Raw genomic sequence first — 23916 nt, 5'->3', positions numbered from 1 at the left:
GATCGTCCTTTTTTTGTTTTATAAAATCAATAACCCTAATCCAATTACCACGCCACTAACCACTAAGACGATGACACAAAAGCCCATAATGTCTTTTGCTTTTAGTCCAGCGATTGCTAGAGCTGGCAAAGCCCAAAATGGTTGAATCATGTTTGTCCATGCGTCTCCCCATGCTACAGCCATCGCGACTTTCGCCGGATCACTGCCAAGCATTTCGGCCGCTTCTAACATAATCGGTGCTTGCACGGCCCATTGTCCGCCACCTGAAGGAACGAAAAAGTTGACCAGTCCTGCACTTAAAAATGCAAATAGCGGGAACGTGTCCACTGTTGAAATGCTGACAAATGCTTCTGAAATGACAGCAGCCAACCCAGAGGCTGTCATCATGCCCATGATGCCTGCGTAAAACGGGAATTGAACGATAATGGCACCCGCTCCTTTGACCGCTTCTTGAACAGCGATCAAATATTTGCGCGGTGTACCGTGGAAAAGAATCCCTAGGAACAAGAACATAAAGTTAACCACGTCGAGCGTTAACGCAAAACCATTGTTTGCGAAATAATAAACGATAAATGCAATACCTAAAACACCAATAACCATCGATAAGATCCAGCTGTTTTCTAATCGTTGTGCGGGTGTCATATCCCCTTTTGCCGGAAGTTCTTCAACTGTTGGCTCGACCAACACTTTCGGATCCACGGTAACCGTGTCTTCTTTTTTTGGCATCATCATGCGGTTTAGTAATGGCACGATGATTAATAATGCGGCAACGATAATTAAGTTATAACTCGAAAAAATCGTTTCTGTCGTTGGAATAATGCCGATTTTGTCAACAAACGGATGACCTTCTGTCGCGATTGATAGCGGAATCGACCCAGAAAATCCAGCATGCCAAATCAAAAATCCGGAATACGCACTAGCAATCAGTAGGCGGTAATCGACATTCTCTACGCGCTTTGCCAATTCTTTTGCAAACAACGCACCAATAACTAAGCCAAAGCCCCAGTTGATCCAGCTTGCTGCTAATGACACAATCGTCACCCACAAAATGGCACTGCCTGGTGATTTCGCAAAACTCGCAAGCTTGCCTAGTCCCTTTTTGAAAATTGGGCTACTTGCAAGTACGAATCCTGTAACGAGTACGAGTACCATTTGCATGGAGAACGCTAGTAATGCCCAAAACCCTTCACCCCAAAACGCCACCATCTGTATCGGTGATGAATCTGTTAAGCCTAAACCTAGCCCAAACACAACCACCGTCAAGATAATGACGAACAAAAATGGATCCGGTAAATAGCGTTCCATTAAGTTATTCGAAAAACGTGTAATCCCTTTCATTTTTTGACTCCCCTTTTATCTAAATTTTCACTGCATTTCTAATGCTACCTTACTTTGCTCGGTACGTCCGTAAAAAACCGCAAAAAGAGTGAACAGGTTTGGCTGTTCACTCTTTTTCATCGTTAGTTTTTTTAGTCGTTACGGTTCCATTTTCAGCAATTCAATCAAGCGGATTACTTCTTCGTCTTCTCCTACTTCGATAGCGACAAGCTCGGTGTTGGCAATGATTTCGTCATAAAACTCCTTGCCTGCTGGATATACCCCATCCCACCGCAGCGGAACATTGTATAAGTTCACCGTGCCATTGCCGTTACCGCTATACGTGACGACGCCATCCACTAAGCGAGATCCCGCTAATTGAATAACGTCTTCTGGGTAAGTGCCGCTCGTTTCATCGTCTACGTTAAGCGGTGTGCCAGCGGGTATGTGGTTGACGTACAGGCCGTCTAACTCTTGATTGGGTCCAAGTTGAAGCCACACTCTGGCGTATTCGATTTGCTGGCTAGAATACTGAGCTAATGCATCTCCACTCTTTTCAGGAGTGGTTTCTTCGGGTTGTGTTTCTTCTTCCATTGGCGATGCGCTTTCTTCTTCAGTAGTGTTTTCCGGCGTTTGCTCACTTACCGGACTTTCTTCGGTCACATCTATTTCTGGCTCTTCCTTTACGTCATTCCCGCAGCCAGCGAGTAACCATATTGCGCTACTCATATAGAGGGTTTTTGTAAAAGTCTTCATAAGGGGCATCTCCTTTCTGCTAGTTTGGGTGGGGTGTGGAGTTTTACTATTTCTACTTTCCATTTTATACGGTAACTTATTTTATTGGAATGCTGTATAAAAACTTCACATGTGAATCATCTACACAAAACCCCAAAAACCTGTATAAGGCTCTTGGGGTTTGCTGTTTACAATTCTTCTTCGTTTTTATTCGTATCCTCAACTTCTTCTTTTTGCACCACTGGCATCGTTGCAACCGGTGCTTGTTGAGCCGGTTGGTTGTTGCGGTTGACGTAGGACTTCAGCAAATCGCCAATGTCGATACCGGTCATTTCTTTGAGCGGCTCTTGCATGTCGACCATGGTTTTCGTGACACTTTTGCCGAACGATGGAATGCCTTGGCCGTTACCGGAATCAATGATTTTCACCGATTCGATATTGCTCAGTGGCAAGGCAACTTTCTCTGCAAATACCGGCAGCATGTCGATCAGTTTCTCAGTGATGATAACGTCGCCGTGTTCTTCCATTGCTTCAGCAAGTAGTTTACGAGACTCGGCTTCGGCTTTACCGCGCTCCCGAATAACTTCTGCTTCTGCAGCACCTTCGTCGCGTTTGATCTTCGCTTTTGCTTCCCCCTCGATGACCGCACGGCGTGCATCAGCTTCTGCGGAACGCGTTGTTTCGTAATACGTGGCATCGGCTTTTGTTTTGCGCACTTTGCTTTCTTCTTCTTCGAGTTTAACTGCGCGTTCACGTGCCGCGAATTGCATGCTAAGCTCTTCGTCCTGAATTTCCATCGCGAGCTTCGCTTTTTCGAGCTCATAAGATTGCTCAGATTTGGCACGCGCACGTTCGGTTTCTTCTTTGAACGCAGCGTCTTTAATGTCTTTTTCTTTTTTCGATTCGGCTGTTGAAATTTGGCGTTTGTATTCTTCTTCTTTTGCTTCTTGATCGGTTTGCGCACGGTGAATACGTGTTTCGCGCTCCGTGTTAGCTTCAGCGATTTCAGCGAGCTTGCGCACTTCGGCGATACGCGGGCGACCTAAGTTTTCCAAGTAGCCGTTGTCTTCATCAGCATCACGCAAATCCGTCAAACCAAGTGACGTAATTTTAAAGCCCATCAAGTCTAGCTGTTTTTGAGCGACGTCTTGTACGTCCGTGTTGAATTTTTCGCGGTCGCTATTGATGTCTTCCACTGTCATTTTTGACAAGATGGCACGCAAATTACTCCCAAGCACTTCAATAATTTCCGTTTCAATTTCCTCTTGTTTTTTGCCAAGAAACTGCTCCGCGTAATTGGCAATACCGTTTAACGTATCGGCGACTTTCACCATTGCCACAGCGTCTGCAACAATTGGTACACCTGCGTTTGTATAGACGCGCGGTGTTGCAAGTTTTAATTGGAACGATGTCAAACTAACCGGCGTTGACGTTTGAAAGCGTCTTAACAGGTACCCGCCGCCTCGAATGATTTTCATTGAACGTCCTTCGTCGTCGGTGAAAATATTCGTATCTTTTTCTGGATCTCCTAATTTTGGTCCCGTGATGATCAACGCTTCATTGGATTTAGCGGTGCGGTAACGGATTTTCATCCAGAAAAAATACCCAACTCCTGCAATAGCCGCGATGACGACTAGCGCAATAATAACTGTAATAATTCCTAATGACTGCATGCTCTTTCCACTCCCCTTTAGCTATTTGACGCACGATCTTTTCAAGCTTGTGATGGTGGCCTATAGTATTAATACGAACCAATTGTCTAAATGTTTCAATAAAACCAAATATTTCTACCAGATTTTTTCTCCCCTATATTTAATGAAACCCATAGCCTGCTTTTTCGTATTAAGAAGAATGAGGCAAAACTATGTGAGGAGTGATGATATGGGACTCGTTCGGTGGCTATTTTTTAAGAAGAAGCATTTGGCTTATACTGCTTTTGGTGACGACATGTATTATCAAGCGGTCGACAGCCTTCGCGCGCAAGGCATTGACTATGATGCGGTATTAAAAGTAAACGCTAATGTTCATGGCACTGAAGGACTTATCGGTTCCTCGCATATGCGCGACGCTGTGACAAACACGAATCAATACGATTTGTATGTAGAGAAAAAAGATCAGCACCGTGCGCAACAAGCACTGAACGGGTAAAGGAGAGATAACTTTGGAAATTGGTTTCTACTTAATGATTACGATTATTTTTACTGGCTTAATCCTTCTCGCTGCTTTCGATATATATCGAAAATCCGAGATCAAGCTCGCTAATATTCAATTAGAGCGAGAGAAGCTTGCTTTGGAGCATAGACAATTAGAGAAGCTGACGATCGAGTAAATCGAAAAAGGCGTTTCAAGCGAGTCGCGCTTGAAACGCCTTTTTCTTGTTTTGGGTAATTCGGCTTTTTGTGCGAGTTGCAAACAAACTAGCGTTAGGCGCAAACAACGGGTGGGATTGCGCAAACAAATCGCTTGTTGCTGCAAACAACGCGTCGCTCCCCGCAAACAAGCTACGAGTTTCCGCAAATAACGTCCTCACACAATCTATTTTTATGCTTTAACTAGTGAGTCGCATCCTTAGCTCTCCTTTATAAGAGAGATTGAGTTTTTGCAAACAAACTGGCGTATCCCGCAAACAACGTGTCGCTTTGCGCAAACAAACCTCTCATCGGCGCAAACAACGCGTCGCTTCCTGCAAACAAGCTAAGTCATACCGCAAACAACGAGCGACTTCTCGCCTATTCCTCCTCAACCTAAAAAACCAGCCACTCGGGCTGGTTTTCATCATTTATTGCTCAATTCTTTATTCATTTTCTGTGCTTGATTTTTAAAGTAGGCGTAACAAGCTAACCAAAACACAAAATAGCACACCACGAAAATCACTAAGACTATCAGAAAGCCTTCCAAAGTAAAGGGAAACCAACCTATTCCGAATCCCAATACAAAATACAGCACCATCACGATCGCAAAATGCGTTATTGTGCGACGGAGTAGCGACCAACTATGATTTTCAAAAAGTAAGTTGCTGACCGTGAAAAACCAACCACAAAACATGGTACCAAGTGAATTTCTCAAAAACACCGCACTATTTAACGTCTCTTGGCCACCCCAAATCACAGTATATGTCATGACAATACTAAGAAAAGCGCCAAAGAATATACCGATTAAACTTCGGATAATAAACTTTTTCATTTTCCTTTCCTCCTATTCATTTTCAAGGATTCTTTAATGGCGTTGACGTAATTCCGTGACACGTATTCTTTCGCACCCGAATGAAAATAAACACACAGTGTGCCATTGAAAGACGCTTCAAAGCGACTTAATTCATCCAGATTCGCGATGACTGATTTGGACAGCCGTATAAATTGACTAGACGGAAACATTTCTTCTAATTCGTAAAGCTTTTCTTTCAAGCGAAATTCACCTTTCGCTGTTACCGCTGTGACATTATCGTTGTTTGCATGAAAATAGTGAATGTCTGCCGGTTTCAATATGTGTTGCATATCGCCGTCTCGCCCAACAAGAAATCGTGTCTCTTCTCGTCCATTGATAAAATCGATAATGCTTTTAATCGAATCGTCCATTTCCTTGCATTCAATGGTTATTTTCGTTTCTTCAAATCGACTATCAATGTTTAAAGATACTTTCACCTGACCTCACCTCTTATCTTTCATTAATAAAATCCCTATCTACTTATAATCCAAGTTTATGCTACTATTCACCCTTTGTCTGTGCTTTTCCGGTAACATGCAGAATTCAGCCGGTAAGGTGCAGCGACCGGTTTGTCACATACAAAAAAACAGGCCACGTGACCTGTTTTTGAGAAGTGCATATTTTTCGAGACCGTTTGTGGGCTAATTGCAAACAAACTCGTCTATCTTGCAAACAACGAGCGGGATTGCGCAAACAAACCGCTTGTTGCTGCAAACAACGCATCGCACTCTGCAAACAAACTAACGTATCCCGCAAACAACGCCGCTCAGACCACGTCTTTTCGCTCTTTAACTAACGAAGTCACCCCAAACATCACTAGAACAAAACCGAAAACGAAGAAAATCCGAGAAAATAGCTCGAGTCCGACTGTTGGGGACGACATGAATACGTCGCTCATCACAAAAAGCGCCACTCCGTACACTAAATAAACCAAGTTCAACGCGATTTTGTTTTTTCTAAAAATCCATGAAACCAGTTGCAGCAATAAAATGAACGCAGAAACAAACATGATTACAGGAAATAACGGCGCGAACTTCGCAGCGTACACTAAGTAATCGATCGTCAAAATATCCCCTGCCGATTCAACGCCGCCGTTTAGCCAATTGCTGAAGATTGCCGAGTACCGCCACTCCCAAGAGACATCTTCTAATCGGCTGCCTTCGTACAAACTAAAAAATGTGGAGACGGCGAAAAAGATTAACGCGCCGAAAAACAAGATGGCTTCTCGCATATTTCTTGTCGAACGTTCTTGCATACACATCTCTCCTTTTAATCACTGTTCTTTTTACCTTACCAATAAATTACCAAAAAAAGAAGAGAAACCCATAGGCTTCTCTCTATCTTTATTCCTATTAAGTTGGCTCTGCTTCGAACGAGTCGTCGCTAATTTCACCGACGATTTCTTCTAAAATGTCTTCCATTGTTACAAGTCCTGTCATCGCACCGTCTTTTGTAATGATGGCCATATGCGTATGGCTTTGCTGCATTTTGGTCAATACTATTTGAATGGGTGTGGTTTCGGGGAAACGTGGCATTTCGTGAATAAACGATTCCGGACTTCTCGTTCTTCCTGCCGCCATGCTGGTTAACAACTCTTTCGTGTTAATAAAACCAATGAGTTTGTCTTCATTGCCATGATCGGCTACTGGGTATCGGGTAAATTGATGTTTATCCAATACCGTAAAAAGTTCAGAGCGCGTCAAACGACTATCCACTGAAACGATTTCCGCTTTTGGAATCATGATGTTGCGGACAATGCGATCGTCAAAAGCGAAAATATTTTTCAAATACGTTAGCTCGGTTTGATTGATCTCGCCGCTTTGGAAGCTTTCCGCCATAATCAGCTTTAACTCTTCTTCCGAGTGAGCTTCTTCATGGCCGGCTGGCTCTACTTTAAATAAGCGCAGCAACAAGCGGGCAGAACCATTCATCAACCAAATAAACGGATTCATGATTTTACCGAACCAATAAAGCGATGGAGCCAGCAATAGCGTGACTTTTTCAGCGTATTGAATCGCCAAGGTTTTTGGTGCCAATTCACCAATCACGACGTGTAAAAACGTCACAATGGTAAGGGCAATGGCGTACGACAACACGGTCGATAATGCTGCCGGAACTGCGAACGCTTCAAATAACGGATGCAGCATACGTTCAACGGTTGGCTCCCCTAATGCACCGAGGGCGAGCGCTGTAATCGTAATTCCCAGCTGACAAGCAGATAAATAATAATCCAAATCATTGGCTACTTTTTTTGCGAGTATGGCTTTTTTATTTCCTTCATCGATCAATTGGTCGATTCGCGACATACGCACTTTTAAAATGGCGAATTCGGCACCGACGAAAAATGCAGTTGCGATAATTAATAACGCAATAAGTAGTAAACTGATGACTATTTGTCCGTCCAATTGGTCTCCCTCAAACGAGGGATTCACCTCCATTAATGGTTAAGTTAACGTTAATCATTCAATTTATTCGAATGATTATGGAACATCACTTGTTTGATTTGCTGGTTGTCCATTTCAACGATGGTCCACGAAATATTCAAATCCGTGAATGTCGCGCCGGTTTCAACGTCTCCCGGGCTCTTGAAGTGAATCCATCCGCCAATGGTATCGATGTCATCACTTTCATCAAATGTTAAATCAAAGCGTTCTTCTAAGTCTTTCAACAACACACGGCCGTTGATCAAATATTGATTGTCGCTCACTTTGCTAATGTCCGCCACTTCATCAAAATCAAATTCATCACGAATTTCACCAACAATTTCTTCTAAAATATCTTCCATTGTAATCATGCCAGCTGTTCCGCCGTATTCATCTGCAACAATGGCAATGTGGACACGCGCTTTTTGCATAATCATCAACGCATTTTGTAAACCCGTTGCTTCAAAAACCGTCGGCAATTCTAAGACGAAATTCTCAAGATACCACTCGCGTCCAGCGACAATATGCGGAAGCATCTTCTTGGCACTGACAAATCCAAGAATTCGGTCTTTGTCGCCATCTTCTGTTACCGGGTAACGTGTGTAATTGTTTTCATCCAAAATCTCGATAATTTCTTCGAGTGGCATGTCTTTATCAAGCGTAACCAGTTCGGTACGTGGCACCATAATGTCTTTAGCTACGCGCTCATCAAATGAAAACACATTTTCCATATACGAAAGTTCAGTTTCATTGATGGCTCCGCCTTCAAAACTTTGTGCCATTACGATTTTCAATTCTTCTTCCGAATAGGCTTGTTCGTGACCTGCTGGTTTAACGCCGAACATTCTAAGCGACACGCGAGCTGCTCCGTTTAATGCCCAAATAAAAGGCTTCATAACTTTCCCAAACCAATACAACGGCGGTGCCAAAAGCAGAGACATCTTCTCCGCAAATTGAATCGCCAATGTTTTCGGTGCCATTTCGCCGACCACTACGTGAAGATAGGTTACGAGTATGAACGAGATGGCGTAAGAAGCAGTTGATGCCATAGCATCGGAAACCGCAAAAAATTCAAAGATGGGGTACATCAATCGTTCAATTGTTGGTTTTCCCAGCGCCCCCAGTCCAAGCGCTGTAACGGTAATGCCAAGCTGACAAGCCGATAAATAATAATCCAAGTCGCTTGCCACTTTTTTTGCAACGACCGCTTTTTTATTGCCTTCTGCGATTAATTGATCGAGCCGCGACATGCGAATTTTAACAACCGCGAACTCCGATCCCACAAAAAATGCGGTTAAGCCAAGCAATAAAATTAATAAAGCCAAATTCAATAAGGTAACTATATCCACGTGTTTTCCCTGTAAAAGGGATTCACCTCCAAAATGATTTACAACAAAGCGATTAGTGCAGTGATTGCTGCTAATTGATGTTCAAGCGCTTTGCTGACGTGCAGTTTTACAGAACTTGGTGCATCTTTTAACTGTTCTTCCAAACTCGTGATTTTTCGTTGCAAGCATTCAAATTCTTCGTATACTTCTTCGACGAGAAACTCTGTTTCGGCATGTTCCGTTGTATTCAACACTTCTTTAATTTCCGAAATCGACATGCGCTGTTTTTTTAATAATTGAATGCGTTGAAGCGTCTGCATAGAAGAAGCCGGATACAACCGGTAATTTGTGTCAGACCGCTCGCTCCGAAGCAATCCCGATACCGTGTAATAATCAATGGTTCTCGTCGATACCCCGCTCAATTTTGCGATTTCCCCGATTTTCATTAACTCCTTCCCAATGCAGACGCCTCCTTTTTTACTCGATTTGATCTGTGACTCGATAGTACTAGATCGTTGTACTAAAAAATATAGCACGTTCTATGAAAAAGCATACAGTGTAACGTTCTGGTTTTTCAATAAAATCGAGGGGATCGCCAATTCGCGACATTATATCGACATTTGTTGGATGGGGGGATGTGTTGAAGTGTGATCCTTGTTAAGACTTGAAAAGTTCAGGTAAAGCGCTTGAAAGTTCATGTAAAGCGCTCAAAAGTTCATGTATAAACGTTGAAACTCCATGTAAAAGCAGTGATCCATGTTAAGGCTTGAAAAGTTCATGTAAAGAGCTTGAAAGTTCAGGTAAAGCGCTCAAAAGTTCAGGTATAACTCTAAAAAGTTCATGTATAAACCCAGAAACTTCATGTAACCACAAAAAAGCCAGGCAACATCTGCCTGGCTCACTTTATTCTTCTGAAAGGAGTGCTTGTTCTACCATTTCTTCGACTTTCTCGTCGCCTTGAATCATCATTGAAACAATCAATTCAGGCTTCGCCGCTTGGTAACCGACAAACCATTTTGTCTGCTTGCCTCTTTCATTCGCTGTTCCGCTTTTGCCAGCGATTTCTATACCGAGTTGTTCACCCGTATTGCTGAAGCTTTTCCGCAACATTTTAGCGTTCGCAGCACTTAACAGGTTTTCATTCCATAATTCCGGTTTTTCTTCAGTGACATACAAAGTCGGTTTGTACAGTTTGCCGTTTGTCAAAATCGGGCTATACAGATTGGCGAGATGCAAAATGTTGACTTGCATTTGGCCTTGGCCAGACGCTGTGTCAGCAAGCTGCCCTTCAGAGCCGAATGTGCCGTCTTTTGAAATGCGTGATGCTGTTAGCTCAATCGGAAAATCGATTTCTTCGCCAAAACCGAAGTTCTCCAATCCTGTCTGAAACTCATTGTCTTGGATATTCAATGCTTGTTGGGCAAAGTAAATCGAGTCGGAATAAACAAGTGCTTTGTTTAAATCGATTGGATTTTTGATATCATCCCGCGGACGTGTAATGCGGAAATCGCCCCACGAGCGGTAACGTTGCCACGACTTGCCGGTGATGTCCATGCCTTCTGCCGGATCAAGCGTACCACTTTCCATTCCAATCGCTGCGGTAATTGGCTGGATCACTTGTCCCGGTGTATAAACGGCTGCAAAGCGGTTGAAAAATGGCTGCAGCGGGTCGTTCGCAAGTTCTTGGAATCGACTAGTGGTGATGTTTGGCACAAATTCATTGGGGTCAAAGCCCGGTGAGCTGACCAGTGCCAAAGTTTCGCCAGTCGTCGGATTGATCGCTGCACTTGCTCCCGGTTGTTCTCCCATTGCCGTATAGATTTTCTTTTGCAGTTCCGCGTCAATCGTTAACGTAACCGTTTCGCCAGGTACGGGTTTATTTTCGACCGAGGTGATCACAGCGTTTTCGCGCTGTTTTTTCAAAATAATGCGGCCGCCTGCTCTTCCACGTAGCCGCTCTTGCAACACTTCTTCTAAGCCTTGTCGTCCTACCAAGGTTTCAGTTGTATAGCCTTGGTCGCTCCACTCCGCTAGTTGCTGAGCCGTAATCGGTCCCACATATCCGGTAACGTGCGATAAAGCGCGGTTATACGGATAATTGCGCATCACTACTTTTTCTTGTTTCGTGCCGCGAATGGTAAACAGCTCATCGAGTGTTGCTTGGTCTGCCTTGATTTGTGCAATCGGTACTAAATAATGCGGTTGCACCCACGGCTGATTGAGTCGACCATCAATCGTCTCTTCGGTAACGCCTAGCAACTGCGCCAATTGTTGCTTTTTCGATAAATCGAAGTTTTCAGGAACCACACCAATCTCATAGCCTTCACTATTCGATGCGATTGCTTTGCCATTGCGGTCAAGAATTTCCCCGCGCGCTCCTTCAACAACAGCTGTCGTCACTTGGTCCCCCGCCTCTAAATTCGGCAAAATAAACGACGGGTCCCATTCCACAAACCAATCTTCCTGTTCATAAAGCAAGGTCAAGGTTTTATTGAATTCCACTGGACCTATAATGGAATCAAAACTCACGTTAATTTTGAAATCTGCCGGTTGCTCTTGATTCCATTCGGCATCTTCATCGGGCTTTGTATACGTCACGTTCATGTTTTCAACGCCCAGCTGGTTGTGCAGCTCTTGTTGCCATGTCACAAAATTTGCTTCCCCGTAAACGGTTTGCGTACCTTGATTTAAATAAGTGCTGTGCATCGTAGGAAAGTCGCCATTGTTCCATAGCTCAATAAAATTTGCCACCCGTCCTTCCGGAGATTCAACCGTTTCAGTCGGCTCTTCTGGTGATTGTTCAGGAGTCGGTTCAGCTTCCTCCTGCTGGCATGCTGTTAATAGAAGAATAAATACAAAGAAAATGGTCTTTAACATGGTCTTCTCCATCATATGACCTCCACTCTTTTCCTTTCTTCTATTATCGCTTGAATGACGCGAGAATTAAAGTCTGAGTATTCTGTTTTTATTATTGTGTGGAAATAGGCATCCCTGTTAAAACGCTAAAAGTTTAAGTAAAGAGCTGAAAAGTTCAGGTAAAAACTCGCATCCCTGTTAAAGTTCCAAAAGTTCAGGTAAAGAGCTCAAATGTTCAGGTAAAGACTTCAAAAATTCAGGTAAAAGAAGGCATCCTTGTTAAAACGCTAAAACTTCAGGTAAAGAGCTGAAAAGTTCAGGTATAACTCTCAAATGTTCAGGTAAAGACTTCAAAAGTTCTTGTAAAAACTCGCATCCTTGTTAAAACTCCAAAACTTCAGGTAAAGATTTCAAAAGTTCAGGTATAACTCTTAAAAGTTCAGGTAAAGACTTCAAAAGTTCTTGTAAAAACTCGCATCCTTGTTAAAACTCCAAAACTTCAGGTAAAGATCTCAAAAGTTCAGGTATAACTCTTAAAAGTTCGGGTAAAGACTTCAAATATTCATGTAAAAGTAGGCATCCTTATTAAAACGCTAAAAGTTCAGGTAAAGACTCGAAAACTTCATGTAAAAGAAGGCATCACTGTTAAAACTCCAAAACTTCAGGTAAAGAGCTGAAAAGTTCGTGTATAACTCTCAAAAGTTCACGTATAGACCCCAAAACTTCATGTAAAACAACCCCACAAAAAAAGCAGCCAAGCTTTACCAGCTTGGCTACTCGATCCATCATTTTTTCGTTTTTTCTTTTATTTTATTGGCAACGTCGTCTTTCATGACCATCGCTTTGTCTTTGTAGTTGGTGGCTTTTTCTTTGTAGTCGTCTTTGTTTTCTTCCCAATGGGCTCTGCCTTTTTCGATCGACTTGTCTTTGAGTTGGGTGAGTTTGTCTAGAAATGCCATGTGAATCATCCTTCCGTTCTGCCTGCCCTAAAGGAGTCAGGTAAACTACCTTAAGCATACGCTGTTTTAGGTCCGCTGTCGAAAAATAGCGTCTTTTGGAACTTACTGCGCTCACGTTCGTATAATCTACTACGACACCTAAAAAGGCGGTGCTCCATGTTTGAAGAAATGAAAGCGCGGTATTTGATTTTGTATTCGGTGATCGGAACCATAATCAGTATGGTGACGTTAGTGTTGCTAAATGTCAGCGTCATCACGTTTGACGTTGTCAGCCAGTTGGTGATGTATGTTATCGTACCTGGACTTTATTTTGGTTATTATTTCAAAAAACACAATGCCTCAGTTTGGAACGTTTTATCGCTTACTGGCACCAAGAAATGGTTGCCGCTTTTATTTGCGTTAGTGGCTGTGTCGATTGCTTTTTCGCTTAGCATGTTTTGGCTACAGCTGTATGTGTTGGCACCGTTTGCGCCGTGGCTTGTTGACTTTTTGCTAGAAGAAATCCCGCTGCCCGAGTCGCCTTGGTATATTGCGTTTACGATTTTTACCATCGCCGTTTTAGCGCCAGTGGTCGAGGAATTTATGTTCCGCGGCGTGTTGTTAAAACGCTTGATCGGTAAAACTTCGGTGTGGGGCGGTATTTTATTTTCTAGCTTGGTTTTTGGTGTGTTGCATCTTGATGTGATTGGCGCATTTTTGTTCGGTGTGATAGCCTCGCTCTTGTATTTGCGCACCAATAATTTACTGGTCCCGATTTTTTTGCACATCATCAATAATTCACTTGCGGCCGCTTCCCTGTTTTTAGCACCAAAGTGGCCTGCATCTGTTGCCATATTCAACTTTACAGACATCTATACGAAAGCCATGCCGAATACCATCATGTTAGTTGTTAGTGCCGTGTTCATGATCGCTGCGATTTATTGGCTTGCGCGCGGGCTGCCAACGCAAAAAACTCTATTATAGAATAAAAAAGGTCCACCAAAGTGGACCTTTTTTACGTTAAACAGCCAATTTCGCTGTAAATTGACTTTGATACAAATCGGCGTAAAAGCCGTCTTTATCTAGCAATTGTTGATGTGTGCCTTGTTCGATAACTTTCCCTTGATCCATGACGAGGATCAGGTCAGCGTCTTTAATGGTCGACAAACGGTGCGCAATAACAAAGCTTGTGCGGCCGTCCATCAATTGGTTCATCGCTTTTTGGATAAAGATTTCCGTCCGCGTATCGACGCTCGATGTTGCCTCGTCCAAAATCATAATTGGCGGATCGGCGAGAATCGCACGCGCAATGGTCAATAACTGCTTTTGTCCTTGTGAAATATTCGATACTTCTTGATTTAAAATCGTATCGTAGCCGTCCGGCAACGTGCGGATAAAGTGATCGGCATGTGCTGCTTTTGCCGCCTCGCACACTTGTTCTTTGGTCGCACCCGTTTTGCCGTACGCAATATTGTCGCGAATGGTGCCGTTAAAGAGCCATGTGTCTTGCAACACCATGCCAAAGTTTTGACGCAATTCGTGTCTCGACATGTCACGCGAATCGAGACCATCGATTAAAATGCGTCCGGCATTTAATTCGTAAAAACGCATCAGTAAATTGATCAAAGTGGTTTTCCCAGCACCGGTCGGCCCAACTATGGCGACCGTTTGTCCTGGTGACACATCAATATTCATGTTCTCGATCAACAACTCACTGCTATACCCAAAATTCACATTTTCAAATACAACCGAACCTTTTGCACGTTCGAGAACAGAAGTGGACACTTCTTTTACTTCTTCTTCCTCATCCAGCAATTCAAACACGCGCTCTGCAGCGGCAATGGTTGATTGAACGATATTGGCGATGTTCGCCGTTTGCGTAATCGGCTGCGTAAACTGTTTGGAATACGTGATAAACGCTTGAATGTCCCCGATCGAAATCGCGCGTTGCGTAACTAAAATACCCCCGACGATACTAATCAAGACATAACTCAAGTTCCCGATCAACGTCATCATCGGCATAATGATCCCAGAGATAAACTGAGCTTTACGCCCGGCGTTGTATAGTTCTTCATTGACTGCATCAAATTGTTCGTTCGATTTTGCTTCATGTCCAAACGCTTTGACGACTTGGTGACCGGTGTACATTTCTTCTACGTGACCATTTAGATGGCCAAGGTTTTTTTGTTGGCTCGCAAAGTACTTTTGAGATTTTTTCAAAATCGGTCCGATAACAAATAACGACAATGGCAGCGTGACAACGGCAATCAACGTTAGGAGCGGACTAATCGTTAACATCATAACGAAAATCCCGAGAATCGTGACAATCGACGTAATAAATTGCGTCAAACTTTGTTGCAACGTGCTGCCGATTGTATCAATGTCATTTGTCATACGACTTAGCGTTTCGCCGTTTGCTCGTCCGTCAAAATACTTGAGTGGTAATTTCTCTAGTTTTTTATTGACGTCTTGGCGCAAATCGTAGACGGTGTCTTGCGCGACTGTCGACATCATGTATTGCTGAATATAACTAAACAAACTACTAAATACGTACAATCCGGCAAGAAGTGCGAGCAACTGACCAATAACTCCAAAATCGATGCCACCACCCGGTACACCTTGTAATTGACCATAAGCTCCTTCAAACAATTCGGTAATGGCCATCCCCATGATTTTCGGGCCGATAATCGTAAAGACTGTACTAAGAATGGCAACTAAAAAGACGGCTGCCAGTTTTTTACGACGTGGCTTTAAATACGAAACCAGGCGTCGGAATGTGCCTTTAAAATCTTTTGCTTTTTGTGGCGGCATGCTTGCCCCGCCATGTGGAGGTCCCATTTGGCTCATGCGATTTCCTCCTCTGACAGCTGCGATAAGGCAATTTCACGATAAACGTTGTTGGATTCCAACAATTCTTTATGCGTCCCCATACCGACCATTTTGCCTTTTTCTAATACGATGATGCGATCTGCATCGACTACTGTACTGACGCGCTGTGCAACTAGAAGCACCGTCGCATTTTTTGTCTCATCCTTTAACGCTTTACGCAGTTTGGCATCTGTTTTAAAATCCAAGGCCGAGAAACTGTCATCAAAAATATACAAATCTGGTTTGCGAATCAAGGCGCGGGCAATTGATAAACGTTGTTTCTGACCGCCCGATAAATTGGAACCACCTTGTTCGATTGGCGCTGCATAGCCGCCTTTGATTTGATCAATAAACTCCGTAGCTTGCGCGGTACTTGCAGCTCTTTTCATTTCTTCGTCGCTAGCATCTTGCTTACCAAAACGAATGTTTTCTGCGATAGTTCCAGTAAACAAGATGGATTTTTGTGGCACAAAACCAATTTTCGAACGAATTTCTTGTTGCGAAGCTTCGCGTATATCGACACCGTTTACACGGATAGTCCCACTAGTTGCTTCGTAAAAACGCGGCACGAGATTGACGAGTGTTGTTTTACCAGAACCCGTTCCTCCGATCAACGCAGTGATTTCACCTGGTTTTGCGGTAAAGCTAATATTCGACAATGCCGGTTCTTCCGCTCCCGGATAATGAAACGTCACGTTGTCAAACTCCAACGTGCCGCGATTGCGGTCTGCTTTAGCTGTGCCATCGTCTTTAAAAGCTGGCTGCATTTCCAATACTTCGTTAATACGTTTGGCTGATACAGCTGCACGTGGAATCATCACAAACATGAATGACGCCATCAGTAACGCAAACATAATCATCATGACGTATTGAATAAACGCCATCAAGTCCCCAATTTGCATCGCACCATTGCTAATCCGAATGCCACCAAACCAAATAACGGCAACCACCGTCATGTTCATCACTAGCATCATCGTCGGCATCATAAACGCCATAACTTTGTTGACGCGAATCGACACATCTGCCAATTCCCGATTGGCTTTTTGAAGACGCGCTTTTTCTTCGGTTTCGCGGTTAAACGCGCGAATCACGCGAATGCCCGTTAAGTTTTCTCGCACGACCAAGTTCAATCCGTCTAACCGTTTTTGAACTTGTTGGAACAACGGAATCCCGTATTTCAAAATCAGCATGACCGCAATAACCAAAACCGGCATCGCGCCAATAATAACGAGTGACAGTTTCGCATCTTTTGATACGGCCATAATAATCCCGCCGACTAACATAATGGGTGCACTAATCACCATTCGCAACATCATAATGGTAACTTGCTGAATTTGATTGATATCGTTTGTAGTACGGGTAATGAGCGAGGCCGTTCCCACTTCATCAAATTCTTGAAGTGAAAATTGCCCGACGTGTTTAAACACTTTTTGCCGCAAATCACGACCTAGCCCCATCGCTGCTTTTGATGAATAAAAACTAGCAAAAACAGATGCCACAGCACCGATTGCGGAAACGAGTAACATCCAGCCACCGATTTCCCAAATGTACGGAATATTGCCTTTTACTACGCCGTTGTCAATAATGTCCGCCATCAAGGTCGGCAAAAACAGTTCTGCCATCGATTGAGCAAACACTAAGGCCACAACGCCCCAGACAATCCATTTATATGGACTTAAGTTTTTTAGCACTTTGATCATTTGTTCGTCACCTCTAATTCTACTCTTGTTAAGTAGGTTGAAATTTTTTGGTGAGCGTCTAAAAGTTCTTTAATTTGTTCAGCGGTAAATTGTTCACTCGCCGCCTTAAACACTTGGTACAACCCGTCTTCTTGCGAATGGAAGTTATCCACTAACTGTTGTCCTTTTTCACTCAATGACAACATCATTTCCCGTCGGTTGCATACCACTTGTTGGCGATTTAAATAGCCTTCTTTCACTAGCCCATCTACCGCTTGGCTCAATGTACTTTTCGGTAAAAAGGTTTTTTCTCCAACCGTCTTTTGCGTCATTTCGCTGCAATGAGAAATGGTCATCAAAATCGAATATTGCGGAATCGACAAGCCTTTATCCATAGCCGATTTTTGAATAAAACGCACCATATTTTTTTGCACATTGGCAAAAGACATCATTAATTGCATATACGTTTCTTGTTCTTTCATGTACTTCACCATCTTTCGTTTCTGAACTGTTCCAAATGGAACTGTTGACTATAAGCTACTCTCTTTATGGCGGGTGGTCAACTTGGAAGTGTTGATTCACAAAAAAAAACAACTCTTGAGCTACAAGAATCGTTTTGAGTGGTTATATTTTATTGGTTGAAATCATGTTTTGTGACTGACAACATTCGATCAGCATCGCTAGTAGTTTGCGATTTTGCATAAAGTCTTGAGGTTTTGTCCAAACCGTTCGAAACACATGAGTGACGAGTTGCTCACAGACAGATTGATCTGGATTATTTTGACGTGCAATGTTCCACAGTATGCGGTGGTAACGGTCATACAATTCGGATAAAGCTTGTTCTTCTCGGTTAAGAATTCCAGTCATCAACTTTTCGTCTATGGTCAATTCGTCACCCCCCTACCTGTGTCATTTCCGCTAAGCGATTGTCTTAAACCTAATTATCTCAAAATAAAGGCATTTATTCTAAATAAAAAAAATAACACTAGTAAAGTTCCTCACTTGAAGAACTTATTAGTGCTATAGGTCTATTTATTCTATTGGTTGAGAATATTTTCAAGTGCTTTGTCAAGAGTTGGATAATTAAAGTGAAAATCGAATTGCTCTAACCGTTCAGGTAAAATCCAGCGACTTTTCAAAATCAGTTCGGGTTCGGTCCCAATCATGACCGCCCCCATATTCAACATCCATTTGCTTGCAGGCAATCCCACTTTTCGGTTCATTGCCATTCGCAATTGCTTCATCAATTCGCGATTGGTAACAGGTTCAGGGGAAGTGGTATTGAGCACACCGCTAATTTGGTTATGGTCCCGCACGAATAAGATAATTCTGTAGACATCTTCCAAGTGAATCCAACTAAACATTTGCTTGCCGTTTCCTTGTTTGCCGCCTAGGCCGAAACGCACCATGTTTTCATAAGGTGTCATGACCCCGCCACCTTTGCCAAGTACGATGGATAACCGTAGCGCCACTTGTCGCGTAGTAGGTAAGTTGAACGAAAACAGCGCTTGTTCCCACGCTTTGCCGACTTCTACCGAAAATCCACTGCCAAATTCACCGCTTGCCTCTGTCATTGGACGATCTTCCGCATGACGGTAAATCGTCGCTGTGCTGGAGTTGATCCATAACGGTGGCGGGTTGTCGCAATTTAAAATCGCTGTGCCAAGCGCTTCAGTAGTTTCCATTCGCGAATCAAAAATTTCGCGTTTATTGGCTTCAGTATACCGACAGTTCACTGATTTCCCAGCTAAATTGACCACCATTTCTGCGCCTTCCAAAGCGTGGACAATGCCCGTATGATTTGACCAATTCAAATGTCCTGATTGTCGAGATATGATAATCACTTTGTAGCCTTGATCTGTGAACTTTTGTTCTAAGTATTGTCCAACAAAACCTGTGCCTCCAGCTAATACGATCTTTTTCATTTAGCCACCTATTTTCTGTAAGTTGTTATAGTAGTTGACGCGTGGCTTGAACAAAAGATGCACCTCAGCCGAATTCTTTTTGATGTTTCTTTTTGCGTTTCAAATAATCTTCATCTTCTCGAATTTCATCCCACCGTTTTTTAAAAATTGCGGCCGATTCTGCTTTGACCGGATCAATGTCTCGCTCTTTAATGCTGCCATCTTCATTGTATTTGCGGCCACCTTTGTAATTGGTATAACGCCGTGCACGCGTATAGCCCATCTGTATAAACTTCCGCGCCATATCCATGCCGACAAAATCATCTTGCTTGCGATACTCCTCAAACATCTCTGAAATTTTATCGCACGACTCTTGTGCAATTTCCGGTGTTTTAAATCGCCAATGTGGCAAAATCTCACTTTTATACGGCTCTACTAAAAGTACGCCTTGCTCGCCTTTGCCCACGCGGTACAATTCCGGATTTTTACGTAAATCAAGATTTTCATAATCAAGATCATAATCAAATGCCATCGTGATCGACTCCTTTGTGCTGTGCTTTGTTAGCAATATACCCTGGATGTCGAGAGCTGAATCTTTTTTATGCGGTTGGCGGGAGATTGGTAGGATGTTTTGATTGATGTAAAGACTTGAAAAGTTCATGTAAGAGCACCAAAAGTTCAGGTAACAGCTCAAAAAATGCGGGTAACAACGCGAATACTTCTGGTAAAAGCTTTGATTCGTGTTAAGAGATTAAAAGTTCATGTAAGAGCACCAAAAGTTCAGGTTACAGCTCGAAATGTGCGGGTAACAATGCGAAAACTTCTGGTAAAAGCTTTGATTCGTGTAAAGACTTGAAAAGTTCAGGTAAGAGCATCAAAAGTTCAGGTAACAGCTCGAAATGTGCAGGTAACAACGCGAATACTTCTGGTAAGGCTTGGATTCGTGTTAAGACGTGAAAAGTTCATGTAAGAGCACCAAGAGTTCAGGTAACAGCTCGAAATGTGCGGGTATAAGATGATTTTATTCATGTAAAGGTTCTCCTATACAAAAAAACACCGCCGAGAGGTCTCGGCGGTGGTTTTAAGCTTCGCTGGTTACGTATAGATCAGAGACGACAATATCGTCTTCTGCCAATATATAGGGATGCGTTTCTAGTAACATGTTTCTGATGTCGTCTTGTAATAACGCATTGTCATAAGCGCATATCAATGGAAATTGATAATTCTTGACTGACACATCTATAATTTTTTCTAACTCTTCTATTAAGTGTATAGGTACTTCTCCCGATGTCCATTCTACGTGTGCCCACGCTCTGAAAGTGGCTTGTTCTTCCAAAAGCGGTTCGAGCATTTTTTCAAAATAAGCTTGAATCGCGGGCGGATGGTAACTGCCGCTCGAAAAATAAAAATCTAAGCTTTTTACAAAATGAACGAATTCCATCTGTTCTGTTGTTAGCTGGCTCTTCAATTCAGCATGGATTTCTGGTGATAAGCGAGGGTTCTCGATCAAGATGATGTGATCTCCTGCTTCTACGCCATGCTTGGCATAAGCGACGACGTGTTCGATGTATTTCCGAATCTCATCATACGCATAGAGCACGTGGACATCGCGCCGAGCGTCAAATAATTGCAGCATGTCTTTGTTCATTCAGTCACCCCTTGGAAATTCAATATGGCTATTTACTAGACTAAGTATACACAATAAAAGAACACTTGTCCCCCGATTTGATTGGGAGTTAATAAACGCGCGCATTGGATAGCTTGTGGATAGAACATCAAACTTCACGTGAAAACTCAAAACAAAAAGATAAAAATACTCAAATTTCTGGTAAAAGTTCCGATGCGTATAAGGGCTTGGAAACTTCATGTAAAGACTTCAAAAGTTCATGTAAAGCACTCGAAAATTCATGTAAAGACCGATTTTAAAAACTCCACCTTTACACAAATAAAAGTCGAAGAAAGTTAACCTCTCTTCGGCTTCTACTTACCCAACAACTGCGTCTTTTGGAATTTTGTAAACACGCGCTTCATATGGAAGCAATTGTTCAGGGTCGATGTTTTTGTAATTGGCTAATAGCAATGTGGATTCTTCTGGGTGCACGGCGCATAAGCACGCGTGCTGACCGAGGTTTGTGACAATAAGCACTTTGTCGTCGGCCGATTCGCGTGTATAGGCAAATACCGAATCATGATTCATTTCAATTAGCTTGTATTCGCCGTAGACAAAGACTTCCATATTTTTGCGTAGCCAAATCATTTGTTTATAGAAGGCTAATACTGAATGTGGATTGTTTTCTTGTGCTTCAACGTTTAGCCACTCGTAATTGGGATTGACGTTGATCCACGGCATTCCTTCTGAAAAGCCCGCATGCAATGTGTTGTCCCATTGCATAGGCGTTCGCGAATGGTCGCGGCTTGTTGCGCGCAAGAGCGTCATAATGGTTTCATGGTCCATACCGGATTCTTTTTTATGGAAATACAAATTGTGCGTGTGAACGTCATCAAAATGATCAAGTTCTTCAAACGGTGCGTTCGACATGCCGATTTCTTGTCCTTGGTAAATGAACGGCGTACCTTGCATGAAGAAGTACATACATGCTAAAGCGGTCGCACTTTCACGCCAGTAGTATTGATCGTCGCCCCACGTCGAGACCACACGCGGCTTGTCGTGGTTTTCGATGAATAGCGCATTCCAACCGACACCGTTTACTTTGTCTTGCCATTTGCTCAATACTTTTTTAAGTTCTGGCACATTGACGCCGTTGCTTATTTCCGTATTCCATAAATCGATGTCTTCAAATTGGAAGATCATATTGAATTTGCCGCTTTCTTCGCTGACCCATTCATCGATTTCATCTGCTGAAACGCCGTTCGCTTCACCGACTGTCATGATGTCGTACTTGCTGAACGTTTCTTCGTGCAGTTCTTTCAGTAACGGCTGGATGCCATCGACATTCATGAATTTGTCCCATGAAGGAACAAATAAATGGTCACCTGCCCCTACTGTATTGGCGTACTCTTTTTTGATGTGACTAATCGCATCGACGCGGAAACCATCAATTCCTTTATCGATCCACCAATTGATCATTTTATAAAGTTCGTTGCGCACTTCTGGATTTTCCCAGTTTAAATCGGGTTGTTTTTTCGAGAAGATGTGCAAATAATATTGTTGTGTTTTTTCATCAAATTCCCATGCAGGTCCGCCGAATATGCTTTCCCAATTTAACGGTTCGTCGCGCCACACATACCAGTCGCGCTTTGGATTATCGCGTGATGAACTAGACTCCAAAAACCATGGATGTTCATCACTCGTGTGGTTGATAACCAAATCGATAATCAACTTCATGCCACGAGCATGTACTTCTTCCATCAGCTGCTCAAAATCGTTCATTGTGCCAAACTCTTCTAAAATGGCTTGGTAATCACTGATGTCATAGCCATTGTCGTCATTTGGCGACTTATACATTGGGCAAATCCAAATCACATCGATACCCAAGTCTTTTAAGTAGTCCAATTTACTTGTGACTCCGTTAATATCCCCTACTCCATCACCGTTCGAATCCATAAAGCTCCGTGGGTAAACTTGATATACGATTGCTTCTTTCCACCATTTTTTAGTCATATTCGATCCCTCTCAAAGACGTCGGCACGAACCTCTTTCAATTAGTCGGGAAGGAACCGCGACTTGTTTTGGAGGTATCGATGCGTCTGTTATTTTCTCTAATACCAATTCTGCGGCACGCAATCCAAGCTCATAAATCGAGATGTCCACCGTGCTTAGTGGCGGTTTTAAATATCTTGAAATGGTGTGGTTGTTAAACCCAATGATGGAAACATCATCTGGCACTCTAATTTCCAAATCTTCAAGATAGCCGATTACTTCGTACGCCACCATATCATCATGTGTAACGATTGCTGTTGGTGGAACCGGAAGTCCCATTAGACGACGAATCGAATCGCGCTCTTTGCCTTGGATAAAATCTTGGTTCACCGTATAGTTTACATCAAATGGGATGTCGTGTTTAGCAAGTGCTTGTTGATACCCTTGCATTCGGTCAATGGATACGACAAAATCTGTCGCTCCTCCTACAAATGCAATATGGCGATGCCCCAAACCAATCAAGTATTCCACCGTGTCTTTCGCGGTATTGATATTATCGTTATTCACATATGTTACCGAACACGGGTCTTGATGGGGACGTCCCACAACTGCGAATGGCAACTCGCTTTTTCTTAAAAACTCCAACACTGGATCGTCAATTTTCGAGTACAACAAGACAATGCCGTCAACTCGTCGACCTTGTACCATTTCAACTACTTCCTGATAAATCTCTTCTTGAGTAGCACCTGTTGACAAATACAAGCCATACTTACTGTCATGAGCTTGTGTTGAAATGCCGCGCAATACTTCAGGAAAAAAGGGGTTTTGAAAAGCCAATGCCGCTGAATTTTCCATAATGATGCCGAGTGTCCGGCTTTTATTTGCCACCAAATTGCGGGCTTGGAAGTTTGGGTAATATCCCATATCCTCCATGACTTTCCGCACTTTCACTTTCGTTTTCACACTGATTCTCGGATTATCTGCGATTACGCGGGACACGGTGGCTGGTGAGACACCCGCTTTTTTCGCAACATCTTTAATCGTGATTGCCATTTAACCGTCT

At 43.0% G+C, this 23916-nt stretch carries 23 protein-coding genes; 3 read left to right on the top strand and 20 right to left on the bottom strand.

Annotated features, from left to right (window positions below; translation table 11 throughout):
- Positions 1–18: 18 nt before the first annotated feature.
- From BCM40_RS03275 to BCM40_RS03265, 3 genes are all read right to left on the bottom strand, one after another.
- Positions 19–1338, bottom strand: a complete 1320-nt coding sequence (locus BCM40_RS03275; protein ID WP_065527170.1) for a short-chain fatty acid transporter — start codon at positions 1336–1338, stop codon at positions 19–21.
- Between the two features lie 138 nt (positions 1339–1476).
- Positions 1477–2073: a hypothetical protein gene (locus BCM40_RS03270; protein ID WP_065527171.1), complete on the bottom strand. Its 597-nt coding sequence runs from the start codon at positions 2071–2073 to the stop codon at positions 1477–1479.
- A 167-nt stretch (positions 2074–2240) separates the two neighbouring features.
- Positions 2241–3725, bottom strand: coding sequence for a flotillin family protein (locus tag BCM40_RS03265; RefSeq protein ID WP_065527172.1), 1485 nt, complete (start codon positions 3723–3725; stop codon positions 2241–2243).
- A 208-nt stretch (positions 3726–3933) separates the two neighbouring features.
- Here BCM40_RS03265 and BCM40_RS03260 point away from each other — a divergent pair, with 208 nt between their 5' ends.
- Complete coding sequence (locus tag BCM40_RS03260; RefSeq protein WP_065527173.1) at positions 3934–4200, top strand: hypothetical protein; 267 nt, start codon at positions 3934–3936, stop codon at positions 4198–4200.
- A gap of 13 nt (positions 4201–4213) precedes the next feature.
- Positions 4214–4381 carry a hypothetical protein gene (locus BCM40_RS16440; protein ID WP_169818710.1) on the top strand — a complete coding sequence of 56 codons (168 nt, stop codon included), beginning with the start codon at positions 4214–4216 and terminating at the stop codon, positions 4379–4381.
- 446 nt (positions 4382–4827) lie between these two features.
- On the opposite strand, the gene BCM40_RS03255 is transcribed toward BCM40_RS16440, so the two are convergent.
- From BCM40_RS03255 to BCM40_RS16435, 8 genes are all read right to left on the bottom strand, one after another.
- The gene (locus tag BCM40_RS03255) at positions 4828–5235 is read right to left on the bottom strand and encodes a DUF3021 domain-containing protein (RefSeq protein WP_065527174.1); all 408 of its coding nucleotides are present in this window, start codon (positions 5233–5235) and stop codon (positions 4828–4830) included.
- Complete coding sequence (locus tag BCM40_RS03250; protein ID WP_065527175.1) at positions 5232–5693, bottom strand: LytTR family DNA-binding domain-containing protein; 462 nt, start codon at positions 5691–5693, stop codon at positions 5232–5234. Before BCM40_RS03250 ends, BCM40_RS03255 begins: the two co-directional genes overlap by 4 nt.
- Positions 5694–6022: 329 nt before the next feature.
- Positions 6023–6511, bottom strand: a complete 489-nt coding sequence (locus BCM40_RS03245; protein WP_065527176.1) for a DUF4306 domain-containing protein — start codon at positions 6509–6511, stop codon at positions 6023–6025.
- A 97-nt stretch (positions 6512–6608) separates the two neighbouring features.
- Entirely contained in the window at positions 6609–7661 is a 1053-nt protein-coding gene (locus BCM40_RS03240) for a hemolysin family protein (protein WP_065527177.1), read from the bottom strand.
- Between the two features lie 50 nt (positions 7662–7711).
- Positions 7712–9028: a hemolysin family protein gene (locus BCM40_RS03235; RefSeq protein ID WP_065527178.1), complete on the bottom strand. Its 1317-nt coding sequence runs from the start codon at positions 9026–9028 to the stop codon at positions 7712–7714.
- A 38-nt stretch (positions 9029–9066) separates the two neighbouring features.
- Positions 9067–9453, bottom strand: a complete 387-nt coding sequence (locus BCM40_RS03230; RefSeq protein ID WP_065527179.1) for a MerR family transcriptional regulator — start codon at positions 9451–9453, stop codon at positions 9067–9069.
- A gap of 457 nt (positions 9454–9910) precedes the next feature.
- A complete protein-coding gene (locus BCM40_RS03225) occupies positions 9911–11896 on the bottom strand; it encodes a penicillin-binding transpeptidase domain-containing protein (RefSeq protein WP_238323748.1) in 1986 nt (661 codons plus the stop codon).
- 752 nt (positions 11897–12648) lie between these two features.
- Positions 12649–12822: a hypothetical protein gene (locus BCM40_RS16435; RefSeq protein WP_169818709.1), complete on the bottom strand. Its 174-nt coding sequence runs from the start codon at positions 12820–12822 to the stop codon at positions 12649–12651.
- 156 nt (positions 12823–12978) lie between these two features.
- Here BCM40_RS16435 and BCM40_RS03220 point away from each other — a divergent pair, with 156 nt between their 5' ends.
- Positions 12979–13785 carry a CPBP family intramembrane glutamic endopeptidase gene (locus BCM40_RS03220; RefSeq protein WP_065527181.1) on the top strand — a complete coding sequence of 269 codons (807 nt, stop codon included), beginning with the start codon at positions 12979–12981 and terminating at the stop codon, positions 13783–13785.
- A 36-nt stretch (positions 13786–13821) separates the two neighbouring features.
- Here the strand turns inward: BCM40_RS03220 and BCM40_RS03215 are convergent, their stop codons facing one another.
- The 9 genes from BCM40_RS03215 to BCM40_RS03175 form a co-directional block, all read right to left on the bottom strand.
- Complete coding sequence (locus tag BCM40_RS03215) at positions 13822–15648, bottom strand: ABC transporter ATP-binding protein (RefSeq protein ID WP_065527182.1); 1827 nt, start codon at positions 15646–15648, stop codon at positions 13822–13824.
- Complete coding sequence (locus BCM40_RS03210) at positions 15645–17369, bottom strand: ABC transporter ATP-binding protein (RefSeq protein ID WP_065527183.1); 1725 nt, start codon at positions 17367–17369, stop codon at positions 15645–15647. The genes BCM40_RS03215 and BCM40_RS03210 overlap by 4 nt, the downstream gene beginning before the upstream one ends.
- On the bottom strand, positions 17366–17830 hold the full coding sequence (locus tag BCM40_RS03205; RefSeq protein ID WP_065527184.1) for a MarR family winged helix-turn-helix transcriptional regulator: 465 nt from the start codon (positions 17828–17830) through the stop codon (positions 17366–17368). The genes BCM40_RS03210 and BCM40_RS03205 overlap by 4 nt, the downstream gene beginning before the upstream one ends.
- Positions 17831–17972: 142 nt before the next feature.
- The gene (locus tag BCM40_RS03200; RefSeq protein ID WP_065527185.1) at positions 17973–18236 is read right to left on the bottom strand and encodes an RNA polymerase sigma factor; all 264 of its coding nucleotides are present in this window, start codon (positions 18234–18236) and stop codon (positions 17973–17975) included.
- Positions 18237–18385: 149 nt separating this feature from the next.
- Positions 18386–19273 (bottom strand): TIGR01777 family oxidoreductase, encoded by an 888-nt coding sequence (locus tag BCM40_RS03195; RefSeq protein WP_065527186.1) that lies wholly within the window; start codon positions 19271–19273, stop codon positions 18386–18388.
- A gap of 64 nt (positions 19274–19337) precedes the next feature.
- On the bottom strand, positions 19338–19784 hold the full coding sequence (locus BCM40_RS03190) for a DUF4385 domain-containing protein (RefSeq protein ID WP_008432694.1): 447 nt from the start codon (positions 19782–19784) through the stop codon (positions 19338–19340).
- Between the two features lie 549 nt (positions 19785–20333).
- Positions 20334–20900, bottom strand: coding sequence for an MEDS domain-containing protein (locus tag BCM40_RS03185; RefSeq protein ID WP_065527187.1), 567 nt, complete (start codon positions 20898–20900; stop codon positions 20334–20336).
- 336 nt (positions 20901–21236) lie between these two features.
- Positions 21237–22874 (bottom strand): glycoside hydrolase family 13 protein, encoded by a 1638-nt coding sequence (locus BCM40_RS03180; protein WP_065527188.1) that lies wholly within the window; start codon positions 22872–22874, stop codon positions 21237–21239.
- A gap of 12 nt (positions 22875–22886) precedes the next feature.
- The gene (locus tag BCM40_RS03175) at positions 22887–23906 is read right to left on the bottom strand and encodes a LacI family DNA-binding transcriptional regulator (RefSeq protein WP_065527189.1); all 1020 of its coding nucleotides are present in this window, start codon (positions 23904–23906) and stop codon (positions 22887–22889) included.
- Positions 23907–23916 lie beyond the last annotated feature (10 nt).

This window comes from Planococcus donghaensis (assembly GCF_001687665.2).
GTDB classification, from domain to species: Bacteria; Bacillota; Bacilli; order Bacillales_A; family Planococcaceae; genus Planococcus; species Planococcus donghaensis.
Note: the sequence above shows the minus strand (reverse complement) of the source record. Positions and strands in the feature narration are given on the sequence as shown.